At 37.2% G+C, this 26022-nt stretch carries 24 protein-coding genes; 8 read left to right on the top strand and 16 right to left on the bottom strand.

Features of this window, described 5'->3' with window-relative positions; genetic code table 11:
- The first annotated feature begins 29 nt into the window (after positions 1-29).
- Positions 30-416, top strand: coding sequence for a Co2+/Mg2+ efflux facilitator ApaG/CorD (apaG, locus tag AC6H0V_RS14905; RefSeq protein WP_497560989.1), 387 nt, complete (start codon positions 30-32; stop codon positions 414-416).
- 63 nt (positions 417-479) lie between these two features.
- Positions 480-1076, top strand: coding sequence for a hypothetical protein (locus AC6H0V_RS14910; RefSeq protein WP_497560990.1), 597 nt, complete (start codon positions 480-482; stop codon positions 1074-1076).
- Positions 1077-1147: 71 nt separating this feature from the next.
- Here the strand turns inward: AC6H0V_RS14910 and AC6H0V_RS14915 are convergent, their stop codons facing one another.
- Positions 1148-1843, bottom strand: a complete 696-nt coding sequence (locus AC6H0V_RS14915; protein WP_497563387.1) for a zinc metallopeptidase — start codon at positions 1841-1843, stop codon at positions 1148-1150.
- Between the two features lie 85 nt (positions 1844-1928).
- Between AC6H0V_RS14915 and AC6H0V_RS14920 the strand changes: the two genes are divergently transcribed.
- Complete coding sequence (locus tag AC6H0V_RS14920) at positions 1929-3068, top strand: NAD(P)/FAD-dependent oxidoreductase (RefSeq protein WP_497560991.1); 1140 nt, start codon at positions 1929-1931, stop codon at positions 3066-3068.
- Positions 3069-3114: 46 nt separating this feature from the next.
- Here the strand turns inward: AC6H0V_RS14920 and AC6H0V_RS14925 are convergent, their stop codons facing one another.
- Positions 3115-3726: a hypothetical protein gene (locus AC6H0V_RS14925; protein ID WP_497560992.1), complete on the bottom strand. Its 612-nt coding sequence runs from the start codon at positions 3724-3726 to the stop codon at positions 3115-3117.
- Position 3727: 1 nt separating this feature from the next.
- Entirely contained in the window at positions 3728-4585 is an 858-nt protein-coding gene (locus AC6H0V_RS14930) for a tetratricopeptide repeat protein (RefSeq protein ID WP_497560993.1), read from the bottom strand.
- A 119-nt stretch (positions 4586-4704) separates the two neighbouring features.
- Here AC6H0V_RS14930 and AC6H0V_RS14935 point away from each other — a divergent pair, with 119 nt between their 5' ends.
- Positions 4705-5976 carry a DNA recombination protein RmuC gene (locus AC6H0V_RS14935; protein WP_497560994.1) on the top strand — a complete coding sequence of 424 codons (1272 nt, stop codon included), beginning with the start codon at positions 4705-4707 and terminating at the stop codon, positions 5974-5976.
- A 303-nt stretch (positions 5977-6279) separates the two neighbouring features.
- On the opposite strand, the gene AC6H0V_RS14940 is transcribed toward AC6H0V_RS14935, so the two are convergent.
- From AC6H0V_RS14940 to nadA, 5 genes are read right to left on the bottom strand one after another with little or no spacing between them, the layout of a single operon-like run.
- Positions 6280-6708, bottom strand: a complete 429-nt coding sequence (locus AC6H0V_RS14940; protein ID WP_497560995.1) for a hypothetical protein — start codon at positions 6706-6708, stop codon at positions 6280-6282.
- 35 nt (positions 6709-6743) lie between these two features.
- A complete protein-coding gene (locus tag AC6H0V_RS14945) occupies positions 6744-6980 on the bottom strand; it encodes a DUF6434 domain-containing protein (RefSeq protein WP_497560996.1) in 237 nt (78 codons plus the stop codon).
- Positions 6950-7147: a hypothetical protein gene (locus AC6H0V_RS14950; protein WP_497560997.1), complete on the bottom strand. Its 198-nt coding sequence runs from the start codon at positions 7145-7147 to the stop codon at positions 6950-6952. Before AC6H0V_RS14950 ends, AC6H0V_RS14945 begins: the two co-directional genes overlap by 31 nt.
- A gap of 3 nt (positions 7148-7150) precedes the next feature.
- Complete coding sequence (thiL, locus tag AC6H0V_RS14955; RefSeq protein ID WP_497560998.1) at positions 7151-8188, bottom strand: thiamine-phosphate kinase; 1038 nt, start codon at positions 8186-8188, stop codon at positions 7151-7153.
- A gap of 45 nt (positions 8189-8233) precedes the next feature.
- Positions 8234-9226 carry a quinolinate synthase NadA gene (nadA, locus tag AC6H0V_RS14960; RefSeq protein WP_497560999.1) on the bottom strand — a complete coding sequence of 331 codons (993 nt, stop codon included), beginning with the start codon at positions 9224-9226 and terminating at the stop codon, positions 8234-8236.
- A 433-nt stretch (positions 9227-9659) separates the two neighbouring features.
- Between nadA and nadB the strand changes: the two genes are divergently transcribed.
- The gene (nadB, locus tag AC6H0V_RS14965; RefSeq protein ID WP_497561000.1) at positions 9660-11246 is read left to right on the top strand and encodes an L-aspartate oxidase; all 1587 of its coding nucleotides are present in this window, start codon (positions 9660-9662) and stop codon (positions 11244-11246) included.
- Positions 11247-11289: 43 nt separating this feature from the next.
- A complete protein-coding gene (locus AC6H0V_RS14970) occupies positions 11290-11796 on the top strand; it encodes a gamma carbonic anhydrase family protein (protein WP_497561001.1) in 507 nt (168 codons plus the stop codon).
- Positions 11797-12082: 286 nt separating this feature from the next.
- Here AC6H0V_RS14970 and AC6H0V_RS14975 read toward each other — a convergent pair whose 3' ends face one another.
- From AC6H0V_RS14975 to AC6H0V_RS15000, 6 genes are all read right to left on the bottom strand, one after another.
- A complete protein-coding gene (locus AC6H0V_RS14975) occupies positions 12083-13720 on the bottom strand; it encodes an Ig-like domain-containing protein (protein WP_497561002.1) in 1638 nt (545 codons plus the stop codon).
- A gap of 131 nt (positions 13721-13851) precedes the next feature.
- The gene (mnmG, locus tag AC6H0V_RS14980) at positions 13852-15714 is read right to left on the bottom strand and encodes a tRNA uridine-5-carboxymethylaminomethyl(34) synthesis enzyme MnmG (protein ID WP_497561003.1); all 1863 of its coding nucleotides are present in this window, start codon (positions 15712-15714) and stop codon (positions 13852-13854) included.
- Positions 15715-15752: 38 nt separating this feature from the next.
- On the bottom strand, positions 15753-16013 hold the full coding sequence (locus AC6H0V_RS14985; protein ID WP_497561004.1) for a CBU_0592 family membrane protein: 261 nt from the start codon (positions 16011-16013) through the stop codon (positions 15753-15755).
- Between the two features lie 2 nt (positions 16014-16015).
- Positions 16016-17878: an ABC-F family ATP-binding cassette domain-containing protein gene (locus tag AC6H0V_RS14990; RefSeq protein WP_497561005.1), complete on the bottom strand. Its 1863-nt coding sequence runs from the start codon at positions 17876-17878 to the stop codon at positions 16016-16018.
- A 116-nt stretch (positions 17879-17994) separates the two neighbouring features.
- Positions 17995-18675, bottom strand: a complete 681-nt coding sequence (locus tag AC6H0V_RS14995; protein ID WP_497561006.1) for an MCP four helix bundle domain-containing protein — start codon at positions 18673-18675, stop codon at positions 17995-17997.
- A 178-nt stretch (positions 18676-18853) separates the two neighbouring features.
- Positions 18854-19468, bottom strand: a complete 615-nt coding sequence (locus tag AC6H0V_RS15000; RefSeq protein WP_497561007.1) for a GIN domain-containing protein — start codon at positions 19466-19468, stop codon at positions 18854-18856.
- A 456-nt stretch (positions 19469-19924) separates the two neighbouring features.
- Here AC6H0V_RS15000 and AC6H0V_RS15005 point away from each other — a divergent pair, with 456 nt between their 5' ends.
- A complete protein-coding gene (locus AC6H0V_RS15005) occupies positions 19925-21445 on the top strand; it encodes a DUF2271 domain-containing protein (RefSeq protein ID WP_497561008.1) in 1521 nt (506 codons plus the stop codon).
- Positions 21426-22091: a PepSY-associated TM helix domain-containing protein gene (locus tag AC6H0V_RS15010; protein WP_497561009.1), complete on the top strand. Its 666-nt coding sequence runs from the start codon at positions 21426-21428 to the stop codon at positions 22089-22091. Before AC6H0V_RS15005 ends, AC6H0V_RS15010 begins: the two co-directional genes overlap by 20 nt.
- Before the next feature lie 47 nt (positions 22092-22138).
- Here AC6H0V_RS15010 and ybeY read toward each other — a convergent pair whose 3' ends face one another.
- Positions 22139-22570 (bottom strand): rRNA maturation RNase YbeY, encoded by a 432-nt coding sequence (gene ybeY / locus AC6H0V_RS15015; protein WP_497561010.1) that lies wholly within the window; start codon positions 22568-22570, stop codon positions 22139-22141.
- 44 nt (positions 22571-22614) lie between these two features.
- Positions 22615-25941 (bottom strand): DUF4175 family protein, encoded by a 3327-nt coding sequence (locus AC6H0V_RS15020; protein ID WP_497561011.1) that lies wholly within the window; start codon positions 25939-25941, stop codon positions 22615-22617.
- Positions 25942-26022: the final 81 nt, after the last annotated feature.

Consider the following 26022-nt stretch of genomic DNA (forward strand, 5'->3'; position numbering starts at 1 on the left):
TATTGAAAAGCAATTTATAAATTTAACAAATGGTTACAGCTATAACACAAGGTGTAAAAATTTCGGTAGAAACCATTTACCAAGACGAGCATTCTAATCCCGCTAATGAGCATTTTATGTTCGCTTACCGCATAGAAATAGAAAATCTGTCTGATTATGCTATTCAATTAATGCGCAGACAATGGTTTATTTTCGATTCGAACGGCTCGTTAAGAGAGGTAGAAGGAGAAGGTGTGGTGGGTGTTCAGCCAGTTATTGAGCCTGGAAAAAGCTACTCTTATGTTTCTGGGTGTAACCTTAAAACAGATATCGGCAGCATGAAAGGCCATTATACGATGAGTAGAATGGTTGATGATACCCCTTTCAACGTTGACATCCCAGAATTCCAGTTGATTGTTCCTTATAAATTGAATTAATTCTTGCCAAAGAGCAAGTGCTTACAAAGATTTTCTTATTATATTTAAGAATAAAACTTTGTCATGAAAGCAAAATATATTCATCTCGCCCTCATCATTCTAATCGTAACTTCTTGTTCTAGTTCCGAAAATAATCCAGATACACCAAAGGCATTACAGGATAAAAATTCTGAGGTTGATTTTAGCAGCTATAAGCGTGGTAATGATAATTTGGTAAATGTACTGTATGCTGAGCTGGCAAAAAAAACACCCGCACTAAATGAGCTAGAAGAAAAAATTAGTCGGCTTTCTGATAGCGAAAGCGACTCGTTACAGGCATTTAATCATTTTAACGATAAAAATAATTCCTATTATAAAAACGCTAATGATATGATTGAACAGTTAACAGATTCTGTTCTTAAAAACCGGCTGCGGGTAATGATAGAGAAAAGCCAATCACAATACAAAGCTTCCATAGCCCCTGATACAACTTTGCTTAAACAGATTGATAGTAAAAACGCTAATTTAAATGATTTGCATATATTTTTAAAAATCTCAAAAACACTTCCAATCATCAAAAAGTATCAACTTAAGGATAGGCCCACGAATAAACCTATAATAGGGCATATAAAAGAAATAGACAAAACAATCATTTTGGCAGATAGCGTAGCTAAGAAATAACTATACAAGATTTAATCTTAAATTAGCTGAAGTTCATCACAATTATTGCTAAAGGCATCACTTTGTGATAATTAATCCCTATTTCTTCCAAAAAGCATGGAAGCATAATAGAGTAAATTTGCCAATGCGCCCAATGCTGCTACAACGTATGTCATTGCGGCCCACCAAAGCGCGTCTTTTGCCTGTACATTTTCCTCATCACTGTACATTACGTTTCTGTTATTTTTTAACCAGATCAATGCTCGTCTGCTGGCATCAAATTCTACCGGTAATGTTATTACACTAAAAATAGTAACCAGTGCTAGTCCGGCAACGCCCACGGCCAATACCGCAGGATTTCCTGTGAAGCCAATCATTATTACTCCTATCAGCAGCACCCATTGCAATAAATTGCTCGAAATGCTTACCACCGGCACCATGCTCGACCTTAAGTTTAACCATGCATAAGATTTCGCGTGTTGTACTGCATGGCCACATTCATGCGCAGCAACGGCAGCCGCAGCTACGCTCCGCCCATAATACACATCGGTGCTTAAGTTAACCGTATGTGTTGAAGGATTATAATGATCCGTAAGTTGTCCCTCCAAGCTCAGTACATTTACATTGTAGATGCCATTGTCTTGTAGCATTTTTTCTGCTACTTCTTTTCCCGACAAGCCCGAGTTGAGCTGCATTTCTGCATATTTTGAGAATTTATTTCTAAATCGCCACTGCACAAACATGCTCAACAGCAGCACGGGGATAATTAAAATTAAGTAAGTTCCCATATCGCTTAGTATGTTTTTCACTTTTATTTAATCAAAAAGTGTTCCCTTATTTTAGGCACCTCAAAAAATTACAATACATTTAAATATGATTTCTAATTTGTCATACTGGGAGAAGAAGAATTTTTTTACTGCAGACGTGGTTATTGTGGGTAGTGGTATTGTTGGCTTAAATGCAGCGCTCTCGATTAAAAAAGCACAACCAAAAGTTAACGTATTGGTGTTAGAACGGGGTTTTTTACCAAGTAGCGCAAGCACAAAAAACGCTGGATTTGCCTGTTTTGGCAGCATCTCCGAACTGATAGAGCAAGAAAAATCAACAGGAACCGATGGATTGCATCAATTAATCAGCAAACGCTGGAGGGGGCTTTTAAAGCTGCGGAGCCTCTTGGGAGAAGATAAAATTGATTTTAAAAACCTTGGTGGATATGAGTTATTTAAACCAGAACAACATCAACTGGCACAAGAATGTGTATCAAAATTGAGCCATTTTAACCAGTTAATTGATGATATTGTACTAGATAAGACTGCTTTTAAGGAAGCGAATGCGAAGATTAGTTCCTTTGGTCTTAGCAATGTCAATGTGCTGATAGAAAATAAATTTGAGGCACAACTTGATCCCGGTTTAATGATGAAAGCCTTAATCGCAGCCTGTACAGCGTTGGGGATTCAAATTTTAAATACATGTTCGGTCCAAAAGCTCCATCAAGAAGGCTCGGGAGTAATTATAGAAACCGATCAAGGAACGTTCATCTGTAAAAAAGCATTGTTAACCACCAATGCTTTTATCAATCAATTATTGCCTGATCTAGCGGTTGTGCCCGGTAGAGGGCAGGTTGTTGTAACCAGTCCAATCCCAAATCTAAAAATAAAGGGAACCTTCCATTACGATAAGGGATATTATTATTTCCGGAATATTGACGGACGAATCCTGTTGGGGGGCGGTAGAAATTTAGATTTTGAGGCAGAACAAACCACAACATTTGGCGCTACTGATTTGGTTCAACAGGCACTACATAAACTGTTAAAGGAAGTAATTATTCCAGATACCGATTTCGAAATAGAACACGGTTGGAGCGGAATCATGGCTTTTGGGCCACAATTGGCACCCATTATAACGGAGGTTAGTCCGCATGTTTTTGCTGCGGTTAGATGCAATGGGATGGGGATCGCTATTGGAAGTTTTACGGGCGAAGAAGCAGGAGAGATGGTACTACAATCCTTGTAAACCATAAAAGTATTTATCCAATACCTCTTCGCACTGAATTATAATATCAATGCTTTATATCCTTGATCTGCTTAAATGCCTTCATCACCTCTATCGTATCATTTATCAACTTTGTTAAAAGCGGATAATTAGTTGGGTCCAAAGAATCTATAAATAACTGCCTTTCCTGATTATTTTGAACAAAGGTAAAAAACGAAAAGGTCTGATCTATACTTGGATTTTCCGTCCTTTTGGCCTCTAAAGTAGAATTTGGTATTTGCAATAGGGTTTCTATATATTTCCAATAAGCTGGATGGGAACTCTTATAAATAGTGGCACTGTCTGTTTTATAAGAGGTATTAATGGTTCTTATTGAGTCTACCTTGTGCTGGAAATAGGCTAAAGAATCTTGGGTCAATGAATCAAAATACAGGTCGTTCTTGCCCATCAATCTTTTCAACGTAGCCTGATCTTTGTCGGCAAAAGAAAATTTAGCAATGCTATCTACTCTTTTATAATAGATCTTTACTTCGTTTCCTGATTTCATAAGCTCAAAAGAATAGCCCTTTTTCGGATCAATTGGCTTAACTTCAATCCTGATTTTTGTTTGATTGATCTCTTGGGCATACACACTAACTGTAGCGACTAATACAAAAATCAGAGCCGTAATTTTCTTCATTCTAATTATCAATTTTCGTTTTTAAATCTGTTAATGCCTTAACCATTTCCGAATCTGGCTTAATCCATTTTGATGCTTCGGTTGCCCAGGCTTGAAACTGTTCTTTATCCTTTACTTTAAAGTATTGATAAGCAATATTAAAGGCCATTTCTCCCTTAAGTTCATTATTGTTGCAATCTGCAATTCCTTTAATTGCACTTGCTTTTGCATCGTCAACCAAGCCTAAGTGCATTTGAGCATATACCAGTTCCTTATACAAATAACAATCGCCCGTGGCCTCTTTTAACGCTTCTTTTAGCACCACAATTGCCTTATCAAAGCGCCCTAAGGCATTGTAGGCAAAAGCAAACTCTGCTTTGAGTCCCTTATGGTTCGGGTCAATGGCCTTTGCTCTTTCTAAATAGGGCAAGGCTAGGGCACATTCGTTCCATTCGTTAAAAACAAAGCCTAGCCGGTATTGTCTTTGTGCCGAATTCGGATCCGGATTATAGTTTTTATACCACCATGGAAGCTCCTCAATTTCTAGTTCTTTAAATAACGAAGTGTCAATAATGGCTGCCTTTAAGTTGGATGGCTGTAATCGGGTTTTAATCATATTATTTTTATCCTTCGTGGGGACCAGCTTATTTCCCTCGATTTTAAATGATCCCTCTAGATTAAAGGTTAACCCGGCACTATTGTCCAAATACACAAATCCATAAAGGAATGTACTGTCTTTATTCATTGGAAGTACAATCCATTTATCCAGTCCCTCAATAAATCTCTTGTCGAATTTAAAAATGGGGGCTTCTCTTTGAGAGAAAGAAATTTTGGGAACGGAAGCTGTAACCATTACCATAAACAGTATAAAATATTTCATTTTTTAAATTGGATTATCAAATATACCTTATGCCCTTTACTCCAAATGATAAAAAATGTTAAAGAATTCCATAAATAAAGCTTGTATAAATTTATATTTTTGATAAAATTTCGTAGCAAATGGAAATCGCAGGTGTTGTTTTATTGGTCGTTATCCTAATCGCCCTTTTGGTGCTCTTGCTGCGAAAACCCGCCGCTAACCAAAGTAATGAAACCCTCAACTATCTTAAAGAAGAAAAGCAAAAGCTCGAAGATGAGCTAAATGATCTTCGCGAACGTTTTGGCGCAGAGCGAAGCAATCTTATCAAGGCCGAAGCCCTAGTAGCCTCCCATCGAGAAAAACTGAACGAGCAACAGAAAATTCTGGAAGATCTACAACAAAAATTTACACTTGAATTTTCGCTTATTGCCAACAAAATTCTGGATGAAAAATCAGCAAAGTTTACGGCCCAAAACCAGACCAATCTTGATCAGATCTTAACTCCGCTCAAAGCAAATATCAAATCTTTTGAAGAAAAAGTAGATAAAGCCTATAAGGACGAAGCATTGGAAAGAAGCCAATTAAAAGGCGTGATATTTCAATTGATGGATCAAAGCAAGCAGATCCAAATTGATGCTAACAATCTAACAAAGGCATTAAAAGGAGATAATAAAAAACAGGGAAATTGGGGTGAAGTGATACTGGAAAGAGTGTTGGAAAGATCTGGGCTGGTTAAAGACCGGGAATATCGCATCCAGGCAAGTTTAAATAGCGCTGAAGGCAATAGATTACAGCCAGACGTAGTAATTGACCTTCCTGATGAAAAACACCTGATAGTGGATGCAAAAATTTCATTGATTGCCTATGAAAGGATGATGAGCGCAGAAGCTGATGAAGAAAAAATAATAAATCTAAAGCAACACTTGCTTTCTGTTAAAAACCACATCGACGGGTTAGCGGGCAAAAATTACCAAAACCTGTACCAAATTAATTCTCCAGATTTTGTATTGCTTTTTATGCCCATCGAGTCTTCTTTTAGTGTAACCGTACAGGCCGATACAGAACTTTTTAATTATGCATGGGACAGGAAAGTGGTGATTGTTAGTCCTACAACCTTGTTAGCAACCCTACGTACTATTGCCAGTATCTGGAAGGTAGACCGACAGAATAAAAACGTATTCGAAATTGCCGAAGAGGCGGGGGCGCTGTACGACAAATTTGTTGGTTTTTTAGAGGATATGGAAAAAATTGGAAAGCATCTTGACCTTTCTCAAAAAGCACATGATGATGCTTTTAAAAAATTACAGTTTGGTAATGGTAATCTGATCGGAAAAGTAGAAAAGATCAAAAAACTAGGTGCAAAAACAAAATCCAACAAACAGATTGATTCTAAGTTTTTGGAAGAGGAGTAGGGTAGGAACAAAGAAAACTTATCTAATTATGATGCCAAAACGGGATAAAATCCAAGTAATAGCCTTGATTATCCCAATATAGATAAACGCAAAGGTTATGAAAAAGATATATCCAGCAAGCTGTGATTCTACAAATACGCCATTGTGCAAAAAAAACGTAGAATAAACCAAGATAGCAGAAGGTATGAAAAACAGAATACTTACCATAAGCAATCTCCCACTAAATTGGGGTTTGTGATCTTGCTGCTGTTTACTTTGGTTAATCATTACCCTAATTTAAGTGTATTGATTTAAAAAGCAAAATTAATTAGTGAGTTTTGGTTTTCCGTCCTGACATAAGACTTTTGTTGGCGCAATGGGTACAGAACAATCTGAAATGACATGCCATTTTTTGTTATATTCATTTTGTGCTTGGGTATAATCAGCAACTTTTTTTAAGAATGCTACCTTATCTATTGTTGTAGAATAGGCGATAAAACCGGTGGGTCCGCCACAAGCTTTAGCTCCAATTGGTGTAATTAACCATTCTGTTGCATCATTGCATGGCACACTAGTGGAGAGGTTTTGGATTTCTTTAAGCTTATCAACCAAATATTTATCCGCATCTGCCTGATTAAGAGAAGCTATTTGACAGGATATGCAGTCTTCTTGGGGGTCATCAATAACATCATTTTCTTTGCAAGACCCTAAACCAAAGATTAAAAACCATAAAATAAACCCCATTTTTTTCATGTTCCCGATACGTAACTTGATATCAAAACGCTACATTATTTCTTTTTATTCCATTCTTCTATAGCTTCAGCCAAGGTTTTACCGGTACTTTCTTTTATCCAGGCCATAAATGATCGATTAAAATGAAATTCATCACCTAAATGTGATTTAAAAAACCGACGTACATTTTGCGACATTTTATAATCTTTATCAATGGGTGTTGATAAAGTTAAGGGATCGCTGTGCCAGTTTATATGATGCACTAAAGTTTTTTTACTGTTGATCTTCTCCAAAAAACAATTGTTAATACAATAAAAACGATTGATATTATAAATCCCATTGGCAAAAGTTCTCCTCTATTTACGGATATATCAGGAGCAGTAGATGTTGCAATCCTAAAGGTTTCTTTTATAGCACCAAATGATAATATACCGAAAATAATAGCGAGAGCTTTATTCATATTTTATCCTTTAAAAGCATTCCACCCCTGTGCCTTCAGCTCATGTACAACATTAGACTTAGAGATCATATTACATCCTGAATTTTTATCGGTGATATGACCAATAATACTAATATCCACATCATTTTTAAGCTTAGCGTAATCAGCCTGTTTAATGGTAAAGAGAAGCTCATAGTCTTCACCACCATTTAATGCACAAACTGTGGGATCCAAACCAAGCTCACGAGCAGTTTCGTAGGTCATGGGATCTATGGGCAATTTTTCTTCGTACAAAGTACATCCTTTTTCAGATTGTGTACAGATATGCAAAATCTCAGAGGCCAAACCATCAGAAACATCTATCATCGCCGTTGGCTTAATCTTCATTTGGGCCAACAGATCAACAATATCTCTTCTTCCCTCTGGTTTTAACTGACGTTCTATGATATAATCTTTTCCTTCAAGATCGGGTTGCAATTGCGGGTTTTCTAAAAAGATCTGTTTTTCTCTTTCTAAAATCTGCAATCCTACATAGGCCCCACCCAAATCACCAGAAACACATAGCAGATCGCCTTCTTCGGCCCCATTTCTATAACAGATATCAGCACTTGCGGCATGGCCAATGCTCGTAATACTGATAACCAGACCCTGCTTACTGGATGAAGTGTCTCCACCTATCAGGTCTATATTAAATTTATTACAGGCCAACTCAATCCCCTTATAAATTTCTTCAACAGCTTCTAACGGAAATTTACTCGAAATCCCTATCGATACCGTGATTTGGGTAGCAATCCCGTTCATGGCATAAATATCGCTCAAATTTACCTGCACCGCCTTGTAACCCAAGTGCATCAAGGGCACATAGGCCAAATCGAAATGAATACCTTCCAATAATAGATCGGTAGAAATCAATACCTGATCACTAAAATCCAGTACAGCAGCATCATCGCCAACACCTATTATACTGGTCTCGTGCTTAATTTTAAAATTAGTGGTTAAATGTTTAATTAATCCAAATTCTCCTAATTCTGATATTGCTGTGCGTTCTTTATTTTCAAACATAATTTTAAATTAAGACTCAAAATCTTTAAGATTTTGAAAGTCTGACTACAACCCCAAATTTGCAGATATCTCCAACATTCTTTCTATCGGTCTACGTGCCCTATCGATAATATCTGCAGGAACGCTAACTTCTGGCAATCCATTTTTTAAACACAGGTATAATTTTTCGAGCGTATTTCTTTTCATGTACGGGCAATCGTTACATGCGCAACTATTGTTTGGCGGAGCCGGAATAAAAGTTTTGTTAGGATTTGCCTTTTCCATTTGGTGGATAATACCACTTTCGGTTGCAACTATAAATTCCTGGGCCTCATTATTGATCGAATATTTTAATAATCCAGTAGTAGATCCAATATAATCGGCCATTGCCAAAACCGCTTCTTCACATTCTGGATGTGCAATAAATTTAGCAAACGGATGTCGCTCCTTTAACTTTGTGATTTTCTCTCTAGAAAATATTTCATGAACCATGCAGGCACCATTCCACAACACCAGTTCCCTGCCTGTTTTCTTTGCTACCCAGGCTCCCAGATTTTTATCAGGACCAAAAATTATCTTTTGGTCTTTCGGTAAACTTTCAACAATCTGAACAGCATTTGTTGAGGTGCAAACAATATCACTCAGCGCTTTTAATTCTGCCGTACAATTTACATAGGTGATCACCAAATGATCAGGGTATTTCTCCTTAAATTTTTTAAATAAATGAGGCGGGCAGCTATCTGCCAAAGAGCATCCTGCTTTTAAATCGGGTAAAAGAACTTTCTTTTGAGGTGATAATATCTTTGCCGTTTCTGCCATAAAATGTACCCCAGCAAAAACAATAACTTCTGCATCAGTTTTGGCAGCCTCTTGTGATAAACCTAAACTATCCCCTATATAATCTGCAATATCCTGTATATCAGGTTCTTGATAATAATGAGCAAGAACAACTGCGTTTTTTTCCTTCTTTAGTTTTTCTATTTCCTCAAAAAGATCAAGTGTAGGATCAATCTCTTCCTCTATAAATCCTTTTCTATTTAATTCTTCAACAATGTCCATTTGCAATTCTTTTATCAAGGGTAAAGATACGGTACTCAACACATCAATAATTTATAATTAATTTTATATATAAAGAATCTTATTACTTATTAAGGTGTTGGTAATGTGAACAAATTCTATTTTAAAATAGTGCGATATGAGTTATCCTATATTTACCAACAATTATTATTCATTTATATTTTAAACTTAAGCTGATTTACAACGTTATACTACTTTAGCTATAAACTTATCAATACTAAAATGTGTATTGTTAGTATGCCTATAAAACGTTGATAAACTATACAAAGTTGCTTAAAAATAATGTAAAAGATTGTGTCAAATTACCTTTTTACCTTAGCTTTAAAGATTCAAAAATAGTTGTTGGTTTTATTTAGACATTCTGTTAACACAATTACAGCTATTCTTAACAATTTGTTTATTTACGTTTATTTTAATGAAGAAAGTTGATTTTTTAGTGATTGGATCGGGTATTGCCGGATTAAGTTTTGCCTTGAAAGCCGCCCAACACGGAAAAGTATTAATCGTTACGAAATCAAATGAAGACGAATCCAATACTAAATATGCACAGGGTGGAGTAGCAGTAGTGGTGGATGAATCCGATTCTTTCGAAAAACATATCGAAGATACCTTGATAGCCGGCGATGGATTATGTGATGAAAAAATTGTTGAAATTGTAGTAAGGGAAGGCCCTCAGCGTATACAAGAGATTATAGATTACGGTATTAATTTCGATAAAAATACAGCAGGAGTTTTTGATCTGGCCAAAGAAGGTGGCCATTCCGAACATAGAGTTTTACATTATAAGGATATTACGGGATACGAAATAGAGAGTGTGTTATTGAAGCAGATCCATGAAAATGAAAACATAGAGATATTAACACATTACTTTTGTTTGGAGCTCATTACCCAACATCACCTTGGTAAGCATGTGGATAAGAGTAGTGATGATATCAACTGTTATGGTATATATGCCTTTAACACAGAGCTTAACGATGTTGAAAAGATATTAGCAAGTGTTACTGTAATGGCATCTGGCGGAGCCGGCCATGTGTATGCTGCAACTACAAATCCTGTAATTGCCACAGGCGATGGTATGGCAATGGTATATAGGGCCAAAGGTAAAATCAGAAATATGGAGTTTATCCAGTTTCATCCAACAGCACTTTATAATCCGGGCGAATATCCCTCCTTTTTAATATCCGAAGCCGTAAGGGGATTTGGTGGCGTATTGCGGAGAAGAAATGGGGAAGAGTTTATGTACGAATATGATGAGCGTGGATCATTGGCTCCCCGTGATATTGTAGCTCGTGCAATTGATGCCGAAATGAAAAAGTCTGGTGATGATTTTGTTTATCTTGATATCACCATGCGCAAGAAAGCAGACATTTTAACGCACTTTCCTAATATCTATGCCCGATGCCTATCTATAGGTATTGATATGACCAAAGATTTTATTCCTGTAACCCCGGCAGCGCACTACATGTGTGGTGGTATCCTTGTAGATGAGTTTGGAAAATCTTCCATCAAAAATTTATATGCCTGTGGTGAAGTATCTTCTACTGGTTTGCACGGGGCTAACCGTTTGGCATCAAATTCTTTGCTGGAGGCTACAGTTTTTGCACACAGGATATTTTTATCCGCTATGGAAAGCTATACAAATAATACTATTCCAGAACATATTCCCGAATGGGATGAGCAGGGCGTAACCCAGTCTAATGAAGATATTCTGGTTACCCACAACCTACGCGAAACCCAAAAGATAATGAGCGACTATGTTGGTATTGTTCGTTCTGATTTTAGGTTGGATAGGGCAATGCGAAGATTATTTCTTTTGTATGAAGAAACTGAAGAATTTTATAAGAAAAATAAGGTTTCGGTTAAACTATGTGAACTCCGAAACGTAATACAGGTAGCTTATATGGTCATCAAATCTGCCGTTGCCAGGAAAGAAAGTAGAGGATTGCATTACACCACGGATTATCCCCAACACGCCAAAGAATTAATAGATACAATAATTTAATTAGCTAATTCACTAATTAGCCAATCAGCTAATAATTTATACTATGCCAGTAATCTTACCTGTTAAAGAAATATATCCCCAATGGGGAGAAAATTGTTTTATAGCTCCTAATGCAACCATTGTGGGCGATGTAGTGATGGGCCATAATTGTTCCATTTGGTTCAATGCCATAATTAGGGGAGATGTAAATAAAATTACCATCGGCGATGAGACCAATATCCAGGATGGTGCAGTTATCCATGCTACTTATCTCAAGGCATCTACTCATATTGGTAACCGCGTTTCTGTTGGACATAATGCGATTGTACATGGATGTACCGTAAAAGATCACGTGCTGATAGGAATGGGAGCAATAGTGATGGATCATGCTGTGGTTGAAGAGTATTGCATCATAGCGGCCGGAGCGGTAGTATTGGAAAATACGCAATGCGAAAGTGGTTTCTTATATGCCGGTACTCCCGCAAAAAAGATAAAGCCCATTACTGATGAGCAACGTGCTCTGTTGGGTAAATTACCTGATAATTATATGATGTACGCGGGTTGGTTTTAACTTTGCAATGGTGCAAAAGATCAGCAATCGTAGCACGCAACATGTGATAGGGTTAACTAATTAAAGTTGTTCAGACTTAGTATATAGAAATAAAATATAAAGCCAATAATAATAATGATACTCATTAGAAGGGTGATGGCTTTTGTTTTTTCTTTAACTATAACGTTTAGGCAAATAAGGGAAGTAATAACAAAGGGTGCTAAGATTGTCCATTTGTTAAGATTTTTTATCATAATCACCAATGCTACAAATTGAAGAAAAAGCAGGATATATAAAGTATACTTTTTCATTTAGATGGCGGAATAACAATAATCTCTTTCCTGTCCCAGTTTGCTTTAATTGAAAGTTCCTTTTTTTCGTATATGATCTTCTCTGGTTGGATACCTTCCTTTACATTCCCCGTGTCCCACATTCCGTTTTTGTTTTCATCATATACAATCCTGGCATAATAAATTCCCGTTCTATAATTTGAAAAGGTGACGATCGTGTTTTTGGTTATCTGCTGACTTGATATGACGTGTTCTTTTTTCTCATTTACAATTTGAAGCACGTAGTTTTTGCTGCTATCGGGAACTTGCACCGTTAACATAAGTGTGCCATAATCATCAGCATTTGCCAAGACAAAACTTTTGGTTATCTCCTTATTTTTTGAGCTGAAGATTCCTGTTACGGCCCCATCTGCGAGTTTGAGGATATATTTTTCTTTTGTTTTCCAGGGATACTTAAATATATAGTTTAAAAGGTTAGAACTATCCTTTTCTACCGTAAGCCCTTTCCTTGGAATAGAATCCTCTAATAAAGTAATTTTACTCAGATCAACGTTATCTACAGGAAGATTAAAATTTAGCTTAAGATTTTTGTTTGGGTTAACCATTCCGTTTTCCAGGTTGTCGCCTGCCGTTATGGTTCGGGTATAGATGTCTTTTTTGCCCCTAGAAATCTTAATGGTATCCAAAGGTTTTCCTTCATCTTTAACTACTACTTTAATAGAATCGAAACCTAGATCAGCCAGCCACACCTTTACAGAATCATTAGTGGCGTTAAATTGTACTTTTTTATCATTATTTATCGATGCGGGTTCTAAAATTGTAATTTCCGGTTTCCGCAACAGCTGATTAAAATTCATGCTAATACTACCATCAGTATTTAATTTCCGATCTACGACCCTAAAAACTGGAGACAACTCTTTAAAGGTGCTCATATTTATACTATCCAGATTTTTATCCAGTAGGATTGGATCCTTAATAAATCCCACCTGGTCATTAAACTGCTGATAGATTTTATCGCCCCCGTTAGGTTCTTTTATCGTATATATTTTGTATGAACCTTTTTTAAGATTTGTTAGTTTATAAATGCCGCTACTATCTGTATAGGTATAGATAGAGGGCTTTCTTTTTCCAAAAATAGTATCCCTGGCCAATGGCAAAAGAAGAACTATCGCTTCTAACTCTGGCTCGCCCGTTAAACTGTTTCTTATACGTCCGCTGATACTTAAAGAATCAAGCGTTGCTCCAGTAGAAAAAACATAGGTAAAATTTTTGATGGCATTACTCTCGTGGATATCGGCAATTGCTTTTCCAAAGTTTAAGGTGTAGGTTGTATTTTTTTCAAGACTATCCTGCAGTTGAATCTCAAGCCTTTTAAGTTTTGCTTTTAGAATGGGGGGTTTTTCTTGCTCGGGTGATATGGTAAATTCCTTGAACTCGTTATCAAGTTTTATATACTCGTCGAAATCTATGATTATCTTTTTGGTATTAAAATTTGTGGTCAAATTTTTCGGTTCCATTTTAACAACCTTCGGAGGAGTAGTATCTCTAGGACCGCCTTGTGGAGTTTGCATTGCTGCACAGCCGCAAAGTAGACAGGCAATCCAAAAAAAGGATTGATAACTCAACACATTTCCTAAACCTTTAAATTTCGTCATTTATATGGTCTGTATTTAAATTTATATTGTTTTTGATGGATATCATTAAAAAAACAAAAAGACGCTTTATAGGGCTTTGCAACGCGCGATTTATTATTTAGTCTAACCAGCTGAAAATCAAATAATTACGATTATCTAGTGATATGTACCATTAAAACAGAGATGTCTGAAGGTGAAACTCCCGAAATTCTTGAGGCTTGGCCTAAGGTTCTTGGTTTAATCTTTAACAACTTTTCTCTCGCTTCTTTCGAAAGAGAAAGAAGCTTGCTATAATCAAAATCTGGATTAATGGATTTGTCTTCCATCTTTTGCATTTTGTTTACAATTTCGTTTTCCTTATCAAAATAACTTTCATATTTAATTTTTATTTCAGCTTGTTCCACGGTTTCCTGGTCGAATTTATTTAGTAGTTCGTTAAACATCGGGCTCACCTTTCGTATATCATTAATTCCAACTTGGGGCCTGCTCAATAAATTTACCAATTTCACATTTTGATTTAAGGTTGCCGTTCCTAAGTCTTCAAGCAAAGAGTTTACCTCACTCATTTCAATTCCTTGTTTTCTCGTGAAATCAACTATAGCATCCGCATTTTTTATTTTGTCGTTTACAAGCGCCAATCGTTCATCATTTATTAGACCTAATTTATGCGCGATAGGAGAGAGCCTAATGTCGGCGTTATCTTGTCTTAATAATAGGCGATGCTCTGCTCTTGAGGTAAACATTCTATAGGGTTCTTCAGTACCTTTCGTTACCAGGTCATCGATTAACACACCAATATAAGATTCAGAGCGTTTCATCACAAGTTCGTGTTGGTTTTTTATTTTCTGATGTGCATTTATACCAGCTATAAATCCCTGACTAGCAGCTTCTTCATATCCTGTTGTACCATTAATCTGCCCTGCGAAAAATAAATTTTCGATTAGTTTTGTTTCAAGGGTTAATGTTAACTGTGTGGGCGGGAAATAATCATATTCTATGGCATACCCGGGCCTAAACATTTTTGCATTCTCGAATCCCGGGATTTGGGTCAAGGCTTTATATTGTACGTCTTCCGGCAGGGAGGTAGAAAAACCATTAACATAGATTTCACAGGTATTCCACCCTTCGGGTTCAACAAAAATTTGATGCCTATCTCTCTCTGCAAAACGATTTATTTTGTCTTCAATTGAGGGACAATAACGTGGCCCTAGACCTTTGATACGACCAGTAAACATAGGAGATTTTTCAAAGCCTTCCTTTAGTTCCTCGTGTACTCTTGCATTTGTGTACGTGATCCAACAACAGCGCTGTTCGGTGGGCCGCTCAACGTTAGTAAAAGAAAAACGACCAGGGTTCTTATCGCCCCATTGTTCTTCCATTACCGTATAATTTAAGGATCTTCCGTCTACTCTTGGAGGAGTTCCTGTTTTCATTCTCCCCGCTTCAAAACCTAAAGAAGTCAATTGTTCTGTAATACCAGTAGCAGCTTTTTCACCCGTTCTACCGCCGCCAAATTTCTTTTCGCCAATATGGATCAAACCATTTAGAAATGTACCATTAGTTAATACTACAGCTTTAGCTCTAATTTCAACGCCAAGAGCTGTTTTAACTCCAACAACGGTCTTATTTTCTATGATAAGACTTCCCACCATTTCTTGCCAAAAGTCTACGTTTGGGATACGTTCTAACATCAAACGCCATTCTTCAGCAAATCTTTTCCTGTCGTTTTGAGCTCGTGGGCTCCACATTGCAGGTCCCTTTGACTTGTTAAGCATTCTGAACTGCAGGGTCGTTTTATCCGCTATTATGCCAGAATAACCGCCCATTGCATCTATTTCTCTAACAATTTGCCCTTTTGCCACGCCTCCCATAGCCGGATTGCAGCTCATCTGCGCTATTGTTTCCATGTTCATGGTTACCAATAGGACTGAGGAGCCTAAATTAGCAGCAGCAGCGGCAGCTTCACACCCCGCGTGCCCCGCACCAACAACTAAAACATCGTATTCTTTAAACATTATATTTTTTTCGTTCCACGTGAAACCAAGAGAGTGTACTATTCCGTTCCACGTGAAACATTATTTTTTGAAAGTAATTTAATTATGCCAAATAACGCCACCGCACTCCATACAGCTTCTAGAATTACAAAAGGCATAAAATGGATTATCCAAGAAGCATATCCTGCAATTCCTGCCCCTAATAGATTTAAAAGACCATAACTAAGGCTCTCTGCTTTTATTACTTTTAAACTCTGCAAGAAGAAGGCAATTAGTAATAGGGAAACCCCTATAGTGGCTATTATGTCTGATATTGTCATTTTTAATTTGTTTTATCCGAAAGTTCCACCCAACGCTGTATGATATGTTCGAGATCAAGATTAAGGCTATCAATCGACTTTGATATAAGTTCTATCTCTTGATAATTGGCGGGAGGAATAACCAAAAGGGAAGAGGAGAGTTTTTCAATCTCATTTTCCTTGAGCGAAACCTTGTGTTCTATTTCTTCGAGTTCAATCTGTTCTTTATAAGACAATTTTTTTTGAGCCTTTGCAACAATGGGTTCCTCTATCTTAGACTTCAAAACAGGCACATCCTTTGCATTATCCAAACTTATGCGATATTCGGAATAGTTCCCATTATAAATGCTTACTCTCCCATCACCTTCCATTATAAATAATTGCTCGCTCATTTTATCCAAGAGGTAACGATCGTGAGAAACTAATACTAATACTCCAGGAAAGTTCTCCAGAAACTCTTCTAATACATTCAGTGTATCTATATCCAAATCATTAGTGGGCTCATCTAAAATAAGAAAGTTAGGGTTTTGCATTAATACCTTCATTAAATGCAGCCTTTTCTTTTCTCCGCCGCTTAATTTCTCAACCATACCATGTTGTTTCTTTGGAGGAAACAAAAACAGGGTTAGCAAAGCTGAGGCTGATATCGTTTGCCCATCAGCCATTTTAATGTATTCAGCATCAGATTTAACTATATCGATAACGCGCTCTTTTTCATTGAATGCTAATCCACCCTGTTTGTAATAGCCATAAACAGTTGTATCACCCACATCAACCACACCTTTTTCTGGATTAAGAAATCCAGTAATGATATTCAGCAATGTCGATTTGCCCGTTCCATTTTTACCCGCCAAACCAATCCTATCACCTCTTTTAAAGGTATAACTAAAATCGTTTATGATCGCATTATGATCAAAAGTTTGCCCTATATGGTTCAGCTCAAGAATTTTATTTCCTTGACGAGCCATTTTAACATTTAATGTAACTATTTGATTATCAGATCGTTGACTTGTTTTTTCTTCTAAATCATAGAACGAATTTATTCTGCTTTGCGATTTAACGGTACGTGCAGCAGGCATTCTCCTCATCCATTCCAATTCTTTTTTCAGTAGATTTTTGTTCTTTTGAAAAGTACTATCATCCGCCGCCTCACGCTCTGCCTTTCTTTCTAAAAAATAAGCATAGTTTCCGTTGTAGTTATATGTTTTTCCTCTATCAAGCTCAACAATAGTATTACATACGTTATCCAAAAAATAACGATCATGGGTAACCAATAAAATAGTTTTGTTGCCAGAGGTGAGCAATTTTTCTAGCCACTCTATGGTATCAATGTCTAAATGATTGGTGGGCTCGTCCAATACATAAATTTCAGGATCCTCTATTAATAATTTAGCTAAGGCCAAACGTTTTTTCTGTCCGCCAGATAACGTAGAAATTTTTTGCTGTAAATGGTTAATGCCCATTCTGCTCAAAATCGTTTTTATCTGATGCTCGTATTCCCAAGCATTATGCTCGCTCAACTCCTCGTACAAACGGTTAAGTTTATTCTCATCTGGATTAGGATCCTCTATCAATTCTTCATACTCTCTAATCAGCTGTTGCTGTTTGTTTTCTGAAGAAAAAATGAAATCGCTAATCGAATAATCTGCCGGAAATGAGGGGTCTTGACCTAGAAAACCAATCTTTACAGCCTTATTTTTAACAATTTTCCCTTCAAGAGGCGAGAATCTTTCGGCCAATAACTTTAATAAGGTGCTTTTTCCTGCGCCATTTATGCCAACCAACGCTACACGCTGACCGGGATTAATACCCAAGGTTAGATTTTTAAAAAGCCATTCGTCATGATAGGCGTGGCCAAGGCCTTCTGCTGCAATTAGTGTACTCAAAGTATATTTTAACGATTTATATAGTCTAAAATTATCCGCAAAAGTACGGATTTATAATTTGGTAAAGGTCGAAGCAAAGTAAAGAAGCCCAATTCGCCCAAATACTATGGGCCAAATTAATTTAAATGGAAATTTTCTGGTTTAATTTTGATCAGGTTAGCTGTAAAAATGATGGAAACGATCAATACCCCTATACATATTACCAATACAAACTGTAGCATAGAGTATAGCTTACTTCCGCCTATTAGCCTTTGTGATTCTAGACTAAGCTTTTCTCCCACCTCTGATTGTATTTTAGTTAAATCCGAAAGGATTTTAAAAATGTTGCCATAAGAAAGATCCAATTGTTTTTTGTGATCGGCCATCTTTATTGGGTTAGCCCTTTGATTGTAGTTTGCTAAAACAGCATTCTCTATCTCGGTATGTTCGTTGATCAGTCTTTTCAAAACCTTGAGGTTGTCTTTTTCGCTAGCAACTAAAAAAGTTGATTGATACTTATCAAGTAAAGAGTCGATTTTCAAATCATATTTTCGTATAGTTAATTTTGTTATTCCTGGTTGCTTGTGGTCTTGGTGTAGATAAGCATCGACAATTCTACCCTTTGCTATCATATGCTCAGAAATCTGAAAAAGATCGGTGGCAGGGATTAAACGATCATTGTACATAGACGCAAAGGTCTTGCCCATATTCTTTAAAGTTTTATCTTCCAGAAACCGGATCACTATAGTGCATAGCATGATGCAAAAAAGTAATAATGCAATCTTAATTTTTTGCTTAAAGGAAAAAGGGAGGTTCATATATCTATTAATTAACAAGCAAAATAATAAAAAGCCCTTTAAAGGACAATTAATAGAAAAGAAATGATAATTACGCTACAAATATATCCATAAAAAAAGCGGACATCCATCCGCTTTTTTATTAACTAAACTAAAACTAAACTAAATTTATATGTGTGTATGAATTTTAAATGTTGTACTATTCTGCATCCGGCAATTGAACTGGAGCTGAAACTCTCGCTACTACTGAATTTTTAGATTGGATCGTTGTGCTTTGGGCAGTAAACTGGGCAGTGTTAACTTTAGCAAATCCTCCCATTAAGCTCGAGTAATCTTCTGTTGAACCTGTTAAGGTCAAGTTGGCATCGCCGGTAACCGAAGTAAACAGGCTCACTGTATTCATGTTCAGGTTCGCTGTTGCTTTATCTTTTAGGTTAACCTCTAGTGCCAATGCGCTAAATTTTCCAAAGGTTTTAACGGATACATTGTCGGCGGCGTTAATCTCTGTTAGGTTATTCACATAAACTACAACTGTTAATGGTTGTTTATTGAAAGAACTGATGCGCAATACGCCATCTTTTTGTTGTACCAAAGCATTTTTAGCATAATAATCATCATAAACTTTTACGCTTTCGTCTGAGCTTTGTACCAAGATCAACTCAACATTTCCTGATACGTCAATTTTGTTTACTTTTTTAACTGTAGTTAAAAGTGTTTCCTTATTTCCGTCGGCGGCAAATGTTGCTACTGTTGATGTTGTTAATACTACTGCAGTTAATGTTAGTGCGATCAAGGTTTTGATAGAAGTTTTCATAATTTTTTATATTTTATATTTTTTTAAATCTTTTTGTTTGCCTCCCCATTATCAGGTTGGTTTCGAATATAAGACGACCAAAGCCCCAAAAGGTTGCAACGCAATCAACTGTATTATACCAGCATAGGGTAACTCTCGACGAACGCCTGTAATATTTCGACGAACACGTTGAGAATTTTAACATGGCCGCCTACCATTAGGAGGGAACAGACTTCAGATACCTCAATACTCTTGCCCACTAGCTACACGCTTATTTTTTACCACCTAAGACGCCTTAGACACCTAAGAGGAGCCGAGCACTTCTCTCCCTTTCAATAGTCAATGGTTTCTAAGCATCCTTAGGTGTTGAGTAATTGTAGTATTAAACTTTTTACTAAAAAAAACAGTCATAATAGGGTAGAATCCGAATTTAGATTTTACATTTGCACTCTATTTAGAATTAAACTTAATAATGATATGAAAATAATAGCGCCTTTACTCGCTGGTTTACTGTTAATTAGCTCTTCACCAAAATCAACCATAGATCATAAAAGTAAACAACGCTTGTATGTTTCGCATTATGAAAATGTATTGGGAACATCGTTAGAATTTAAAATTACTAGCGTTTCGGAGCAGGAGGTAGAGAAGGCCGAAGATGCAGCACTTAAGGAAATCGAAAGATTATCGGCGGTTTTTAGTGCTTATGATACCCAGAGTGAATTTAGTAATTGGATGAAACAGGATCTTAATAAACCAGTTAAGGTTTCTAAAGAGCTATTTGGAATGCTAAATTTATTTGAGGAATGGAAACAGCGCACAAATGGAGCCTTAAATGCTTCTGCTGCTGTAGCAGGGAAGCTGTGGAACGATGCAGCTAAAACCCAACAAATTCCAAGTACGGCGGCATTAAAAACTGCTGTTGCCACCATGCAACAAGAAAATTATAAGCTGGATAAAGTTAATTTAACCGCAACACGATTAACCAATACACCATTGGTGATGAACACTTTTGCTAAAAGCTATATCATTAATTTAGCCTGTGATGCGGCTTTGGCGTCTTCTAAAGTAAGTTCGGTAGTGGTAAACATTGGGGGCGACTTAGTAATTAAAGGAGATGTGAAGGATTTAGTTAACGTTACCAATCCTCAGGCAAATGCCGAAAATGATGTTCCTTTGGCCTATTTAACAGTAAGCAATAGGGCCGTTGCAACAAGCGGTAATTACCGTAGAGGTGAGCAGATTGGCAAACATTGGTATTCGCATATTGTTGATCCTCGGACCGCAAAACCAGTTGAAGGTGTGATTAGTGCTACTGTAATTTCTCCAAACGCTACAGATGCAGGTGCCTTAGCTACTGCATTTAATGTGCTAACAATTGAAGAAAGCAAAGCGCTTGCTGCTACGGTAGATAGTGCTGAATATATGATTATCACTGCCGAGGGTAAAAGAATCGAAAGTAAAGGATGGGGTGCATTTGTGAACAAAAGCGCAGTAACGGATAAAAAAACGGTCTCACAGCCTGTGTTGGCTGGCGCTGAAAAGCCATGGGATCCCAAATTTGAATTGGATATTAACTTTGAATTTAATACTATCGCAGGTAATAGCCACCGTCCCTTTGCAGCAATTTGGGTTGAAGACGCAAACAAGGTAGCCGTTCGTAACCTCGCATTATGGTATAATAAGCCAAAATGGATCCCGGATCTAAGAAACTGGTATCGTATTAATGGAGATAGTTTTAAAGCGGATAAAAATAATTATACCTCTGTAACCGGCGCAACCAGAAACCCTGGAAAATATACCGTCAAATGGGACGGTAAGAATGATAAGGGCCAATTTGTTCCTCAAGGAAAGTACACCATCATTATAGAAACATCTAAAGAACACGGTACAGATGAAATTCTTCGTCAGGATATGGAATTTAAAAAATCAGCCAAAAAAGCGAATGCAGTTGGCAATGTAGAAATCTCAAACGTAACCTTTGACTTCCATAAAAAATAATCAACTGCCCCTAGCATTTACTTCAAAGAAGAAAACTGCTACAAAACCATCAAGCCCTAAGAAAGAAGTTGCAAAACTTTCTCGGTGGCTGCATATTTACCTTTCTATGGTAAGTTTTGCGGTTGTGCTTTTCTTTTCTTTTACCGGGCTTACGCTTAATCACCCCTCGTGGTTTGGTGGAGATAAGCAGGTTGTAGTTAAAAATAAAGGCAATCTGAACGTAAAATGGGTAAATAGCCCAGATACAGCTAAAATAGCTAAGCTAGAAATAGTAGAGTTTCTTAGGAAGAAATATAGCATTAAAGGAGCGGTAAGCGAGTTCAGGATTGAGGAATCAGAAGTTAGCGTTGTGTTTAAGGGACCAGCCTATTCCTGTGATGCATTTATAGATCGTGAAAAAGGAATCTATGAAATCTCAGAAATAAAAATGGGAATTGTTGCCGTTATGAACGATCTGCATAAGGGCAGAGATTCAGGCTCTGGTTGGGGATGGATCATCGACATTTCTGCAATCTTTTTGATCCTGGTTTCCCTTAGTGGACTAATCCTCCTCTTTTTTATTAAGAAAAGAAAGGTAGCGGGGCTGATCACAGGTGCCATTGGCCTTGTGCTATGCTATTTGATCTATTTGATTTTCGTGCCGTAAAGTAGAGCGTTAGGTGCCTGGCGATAACTGTGACTGAACGCGTATCGCTAAACGCCCAACGCTAATCTATCCAAATAAAAATCCTCTTTCTCCGTCATTTGTTTTTTATCGCCCTTGGATTTGTCTTTATAGCCCAACAAATGCAGCGTACCATGCACCATTACCCTGCACAGCTCTACGGGGATTGCAGAATTAAAACTAGCTGCATTCTCTTTGATGCGATCAATGCTAATAAAAATATCTCCTATAACCATTTTAAGCTCCTCAGAGTTATCAAAAGTAATTACGTCGGTATAGTCGTCGTGTTTGAGGTAATCTTGATTTATACGCAATAAATAGCCGTCAGAACATAAAATAAAATTCAATTCCGATAACTTATATCCTTCGGCTATAATTGTTTCCTTAATCCAGTCCTTAATCTTTTTTTTGTGTTTGATTAGATAGGTAGTGTCTTCTGTAAAAAAACTAATTGTAGGCATCTATTTCTATTACAAATTTGGGCTAAAGGTTTTTGACCTTAAATTTAATTCGGCGAATTTAACAGTTTAAAATATTCTGCAATTTTATTTTTGTAATAATAATTAAGAGTTGGTGGAAGCCTTTGGATCATTTCTGTTTGGCCCTGCTGTTCTTTTTTAAACTTATCCAGCAATTGTTTATAAGACGGCGGAAATTCTTTGGCGGCATTACTTTCTCTTTTCGAATCCTGGTCTTGTTCTCGTTGCGCCTTTTCTGCATCAAGGAGCTTGGTTTGGAGTGTTTTTTGGCGGTCCATCATTTCTTGGGTCAGTTTTTTATTCACCAAATCCATCTCTGTCTGCTTCATGTCTTTGGTAAGCTGATTTAAATCGCCAAGCGCATTTTTTCCATCCTTATTTTCTTCTTTGTTAATTTTTTGGAGCGCCTCTCTAATCATCTGCTGTTGTTGCGCCATCTTTGCAAATTCCTGGCTCATCTGTCCTTTGGGAACCGTACCCATGTTCCCTTCTCTTTGCATTTTATCGCGGGCATTTTGCATTTGCTTGTTCAATTGATCTTGCATCTGCTGGAGTTTTTTCATTCCGCTTGCTCCACCTCCTTTGCCTCCCTTGCCTTTGCCCGGTTTGCCATTTTTCTGTGCATTTTGCAACGATTCCAAGGCTTCATTCATCATCAATGCCAGGTTATTAAGCGAGGTCATTGCAAATTGTTGTGCCCTATTAGCTTCTGCTGTGCGCCTATCGCCCAAATAATCAATCGCTTTATTGATGTTAAAATTAATCTTATCAACTTCTGCATTAACGGTAGTTTCTATTTGGGGCACGCGTTTGCTGAGCGAATAAAGACTGTCGGCAATAGTTTTCATGTTGTCTTTAATCGTATTTTGTTGCTGAACATTGGCAATGTACGAGGGGTCATTGTTGCTCATCTTTCTCAAGGCCATCATTACTTTTTCCTGCTCGAAAGAGGTAGTCAACAGGTTTTCTAAAAGCCGTCTCAATTCTTCGGCATTGGTTTGATCTTCCTTTTCTTGGCCCTGCTGCTGCTCTTCTGTAAGCTTTTGGGCAAGTTGTTCTATTTGTTGTGCAGCTTGCTGTTGTTTCTCGGAAGCCTTCTGCTTTTCGTTTTTACTTAATGCCTCTTTACTTTCCTGCTGTTTCTCTTCAATCTGCTCTGTTTCTTTTTCTGGATTTTTAAAGTCGTTGGGTTTATCTAGCTGTTGGTTCTTCTCGTCTAAATCGCCCAGCTCTTTTTTAAGGTCCTTAAAATCTTTGTTCAGCTCATCTTGTTTGCTTTTAACATCGTTGATGGTGGAGTTTTTATCCTGTGTTTTTTTGGAAAGGTCCTTTTGTTGTTTGGCCATTTCTTCTAAACGATCAATTTTATTCTGGAGACTTTGCTCAAACTCTAGCTGCTTGTACAGTTCTAAAATGCGGTCTAGTTCATTTTTCAGTGTTTTATTATCCATCTGCATCTTAGCCAATTCTTCCCGGGTAAGATCCTTATTGTTCATTTCCATCAATCTTTGCAGTTTCTGCAACAGTTCTTTGGTTTTCTCATCAAGTACATTATTAAAGAGGTCGTCTATTTGCTTTTGTTTTTCTTGGAGTTCATCATTAAACTGGTTGTTTTCAGATTTTTCGACCGTATTTTTTGCATTCTGTTTTTTAATCTCTTTTACGGCGTCTTCCAATTGTTTTTGCTTATCCAATAATTGCTCAATCTGCTTTTTATCCTCAAATGTGAGCTGTTTTTTATCCAATAGATTTTGACTTAATTTCTTGCTTTCTTTTTCTATGCTATTTGCCAGTTTAATGGTCGACTCCATTTTTTGTTTAAGGGCCTCACTGCTTTCCGATAATTTTTCTGCAACCTGCTGTTGGGTAGGAACCCGATAGGTTTTAATTTCAGAACGTGACACTTTAGCTCCGTTTACCCCATCGTTATCGGCAACCTCAAAGAAGTAAGTCAACACTTGACCTGGTTTTACTTCAAGATCCTTTAAGTTCCACAAGTAAAAGAAGGCATCTTCAATCTGATTGTTCTTAATTGAAATCAGCTTAGTCTGCTCGCTTATTGTCTTTCCGTTCTCTTTAACCTGAAATTTGAACTTTAATGACGAAAAGCCATAATCATCAGCAATGTTGCCCGAAAAATAGATGGCTTTGGTACTAACTGAGTCGGGCGTTTCTACTACCGAAATGCTAGGGAACTGGTCTGCTATCACCGAAATTTGGTGATCTAACGAATCGCTATTGCTAACAAAAGCATTTTTTGGCACGATACGGTATGATCCATTTCTTCGCACGGTTGTGCTAAAACTGGCCCTATTATCAGCAACATCAAGGAGATGGGCTTGGTTTTGAAAAATAAAGGCCAATTGATCGCTGTTCTCGGTATGCATTTCCCAACTTACCTTAGTGCCTTCGGGGATGAGCAGATCGCCCACGTTACTTAGCGTTTCATTCTGACGATGCAAATAGGCTGGATAGCTTAACCTTGCCATCATATTTAATAGTGATGGGCGGGGCTTAACTTCAATAGTGAATGTGGGAGAATTGAAACCGCCCCCAAAAAAATGTAAGGATTTATTTTTTTGGATGTTTTTAAAGGTATAGTTAAAATGGTCTATCTTTTCTTTCTCTAGTTTGTAGGTGTTTGCACCATCTTCCAGGTATATATCTTGAGGAAATTCATCGCCAGTTAGCGCTAGTTTTAAGCTAATATCATCGCCCTGCGTAACCACTAAGCTCTTGTTAGCGATAACAAAGTTGAAAGGAGCTTTTGGCAATACTTCTTCGTTATAACGAATAAAGCTTGATGTCCCTTCTTTTAAGATCGTTGGCGCAATAATGCCGATGAACATAATTATCCCCAACGGGACAATTATATACTTAATATGCTTTTTATTATCGTTTAGATTAATTGCACTTGCAAAGGGAATGGGCCTTAGATCACCAATTTTTTGATCGATTCCAGCCAGGATCAGTTCGCTATTTTGGGGAGACTTGTCTGCCAAAGCTTTTAACTGTAGAGTATTTAGCAAACGGTCTTTAACTGTAAAGAAATGATTGCCGATCAACCCGGCCGCCTGTTCAACGCTGAGCGTTTTATTTAGTTTAAAATAAGAAAGTGCGGGTTTGATGATCCAAAATGCAATTGCAGCCAAACCTATAAAGATGAACGAAAAAAAGAGGGCGGTCTTGGTTGCCGTATTTGGATGGGCGTAATAAATAAGCACAAAAAGAAAGAGGTAGAGGGCTAAAATACAGGCTGCGGCATAAATGCTTCCTCGTAAAAGTTTATTGAGGTAAAACTTTCTCGTAAATTCATTGATTTTTGCAAGCAGAAGGTCGTAACTATTCCCCATATCCAATTAACGAAAATAAAGTAAAAATTGTGTATCAAAAACTGCAATTTTCGCTTTATTTTATCGTTTTTCAATTCAATT

It is taken from the genome of Pedobacter sp. NO84, assembly GCF_059703915.1.

Coding starts and splice junctions, on each gene's coding strand:
- apaG (WP_497560989.1), top strand. CDS start 30: ATGGTTACAGCTATAACACAAGGTGTAAAAATTTCGGTAGAAACCATT.
- AC6H0V_RS14910 (WP_497560990.1), top strand. CDS start 480: ATGAAAGCAAAATATATTCATCTCGCCCTCATCATTCTAATCGTAACT.
- AC6H0V_RS14915 (WP_497563387.1), bottom strand. CDS start 1,843: ATGGGAACTTACTTAATTTTAATTATCCCCGTGCTGCTGTTGAGCATG.
- AC6H0V_RS14920 (WP_497560991.1), top strand. CDS start 1,929: ATGATTTCTAATTTGTCATACTGGGAGAAGAAGAATTTTTTTACTGCA.
- AC6H0V_RS14925 (WP_497560992.1), bottom strand. CDS start 3,726: ATGAAGAAAATTACGGCTCTGATTTTTGTATTAGTCGCTACAGTTAGT.
- AC6H0V_RS14930 (WP_497560993.1), bottom strand. CDS start 4,585: ATGAAATATTTTATACTGTTTATGGTAATGGTTACAGCTTCCGTTCCC.
- AC6H0V_RS14935 (WP_497560994.1), top strand. CDS start 4,705: ATGGAAATCGCAGGTGTTGTTTTATTGGTCGTTATCCTAATCGCCCTT.
- AC6H0V_RS14940 (WP_497560995.1), bottom strand. CDS start 6,708: ATGAAAAAAATGGGGTTTATTTTATGGTTTTTAATCTTTGGTTTAGGG.
- AC6H0V_RS14950 (WP_497560997.1), bottom strand. CDS start 7,147: ATGAATAAAGCTCTCGCTATTATTTTCGGTATATTATCATTTGGTGCT.
- thiL (WP_497560998.1), bottom strand. CDS start 8,188: ATGTTTGAAAATAAAGAACGCACAGCAATATCAGAATTAGGAGAATTT.
- nadA (WP_497560999.1), bottom strand. CDS start 9,226: ATGGACATTGTTGAAGAATTAAATAGAAAAGGATTTATAGAGGAAGAG.
- nadB (WP_497561000.1), top strand. CDS start 9,660: ATGAAGAAAGTTGATTTTTTAGTGATTGGATCGGGTATTGCCGGATTA.
- AC6H0V_RS14970 (WP_497561001.1), top strand. CDS start 11,290: ATGCCAGTAATCTTACCTGTTAAAGAAATATATCCCCAATGGGGAGAA.
- AC6H0V_RS14975 (WP_497561002.1), bottom strand. CDS start 13,720: ATGACGAAATTTAAAGGTTTAGGAAATGTGTTGAGTTATCAATCCTTT.
- mnmG (WP_497561003.1), bottom strand. CDS start 15,714: ATGTTTAAAGAATACGATGTTTTAGTTGTTGGTGCGGGGCACGCGGGG.
- AC6H0V_RS14985 (WP_497561004.1), bottom strand. CDS start 16,013: ATGACAATATCAGACATAATAGCCACTATAGGGGTTTCCCTATTACTA.
- AC6H0V_RS14995 (WP_497561006.1), bottom strand. CDS start 18,675: ATGAACCTCCCTTTTTCCTTTAAGCAAAAAATTAAGATTGCATTATTA.
- AC6H0V_RS15000 (WP_497561007.1), bottom strand. CDS start 19,468: ATGAAAACTTCTATCAAAACCTTGATCGCACTAACATTAACTGCAGTA.
- AC6H0V_RS15005 (WP_497561008.1), top strand. CDS start 19,925: ATGAAAATAATAGCGCCTTTACTCGCTGGTTTACTGTTAATTAGCTCT.
- ybeY (WP_497561010.1), bottom strand. CDS start 22,570: ATGCCTACAATTAGTTTTTTTACAGAAGACACTACCTATCTAATCAAA.
- AC6H0V_RS15020 (WP_497561011.1), bottom strand. CDS start 25,941: ATGGGGAATAGTTACGACCTTCTGCTTGCAAAAATCAATGAATTTACG.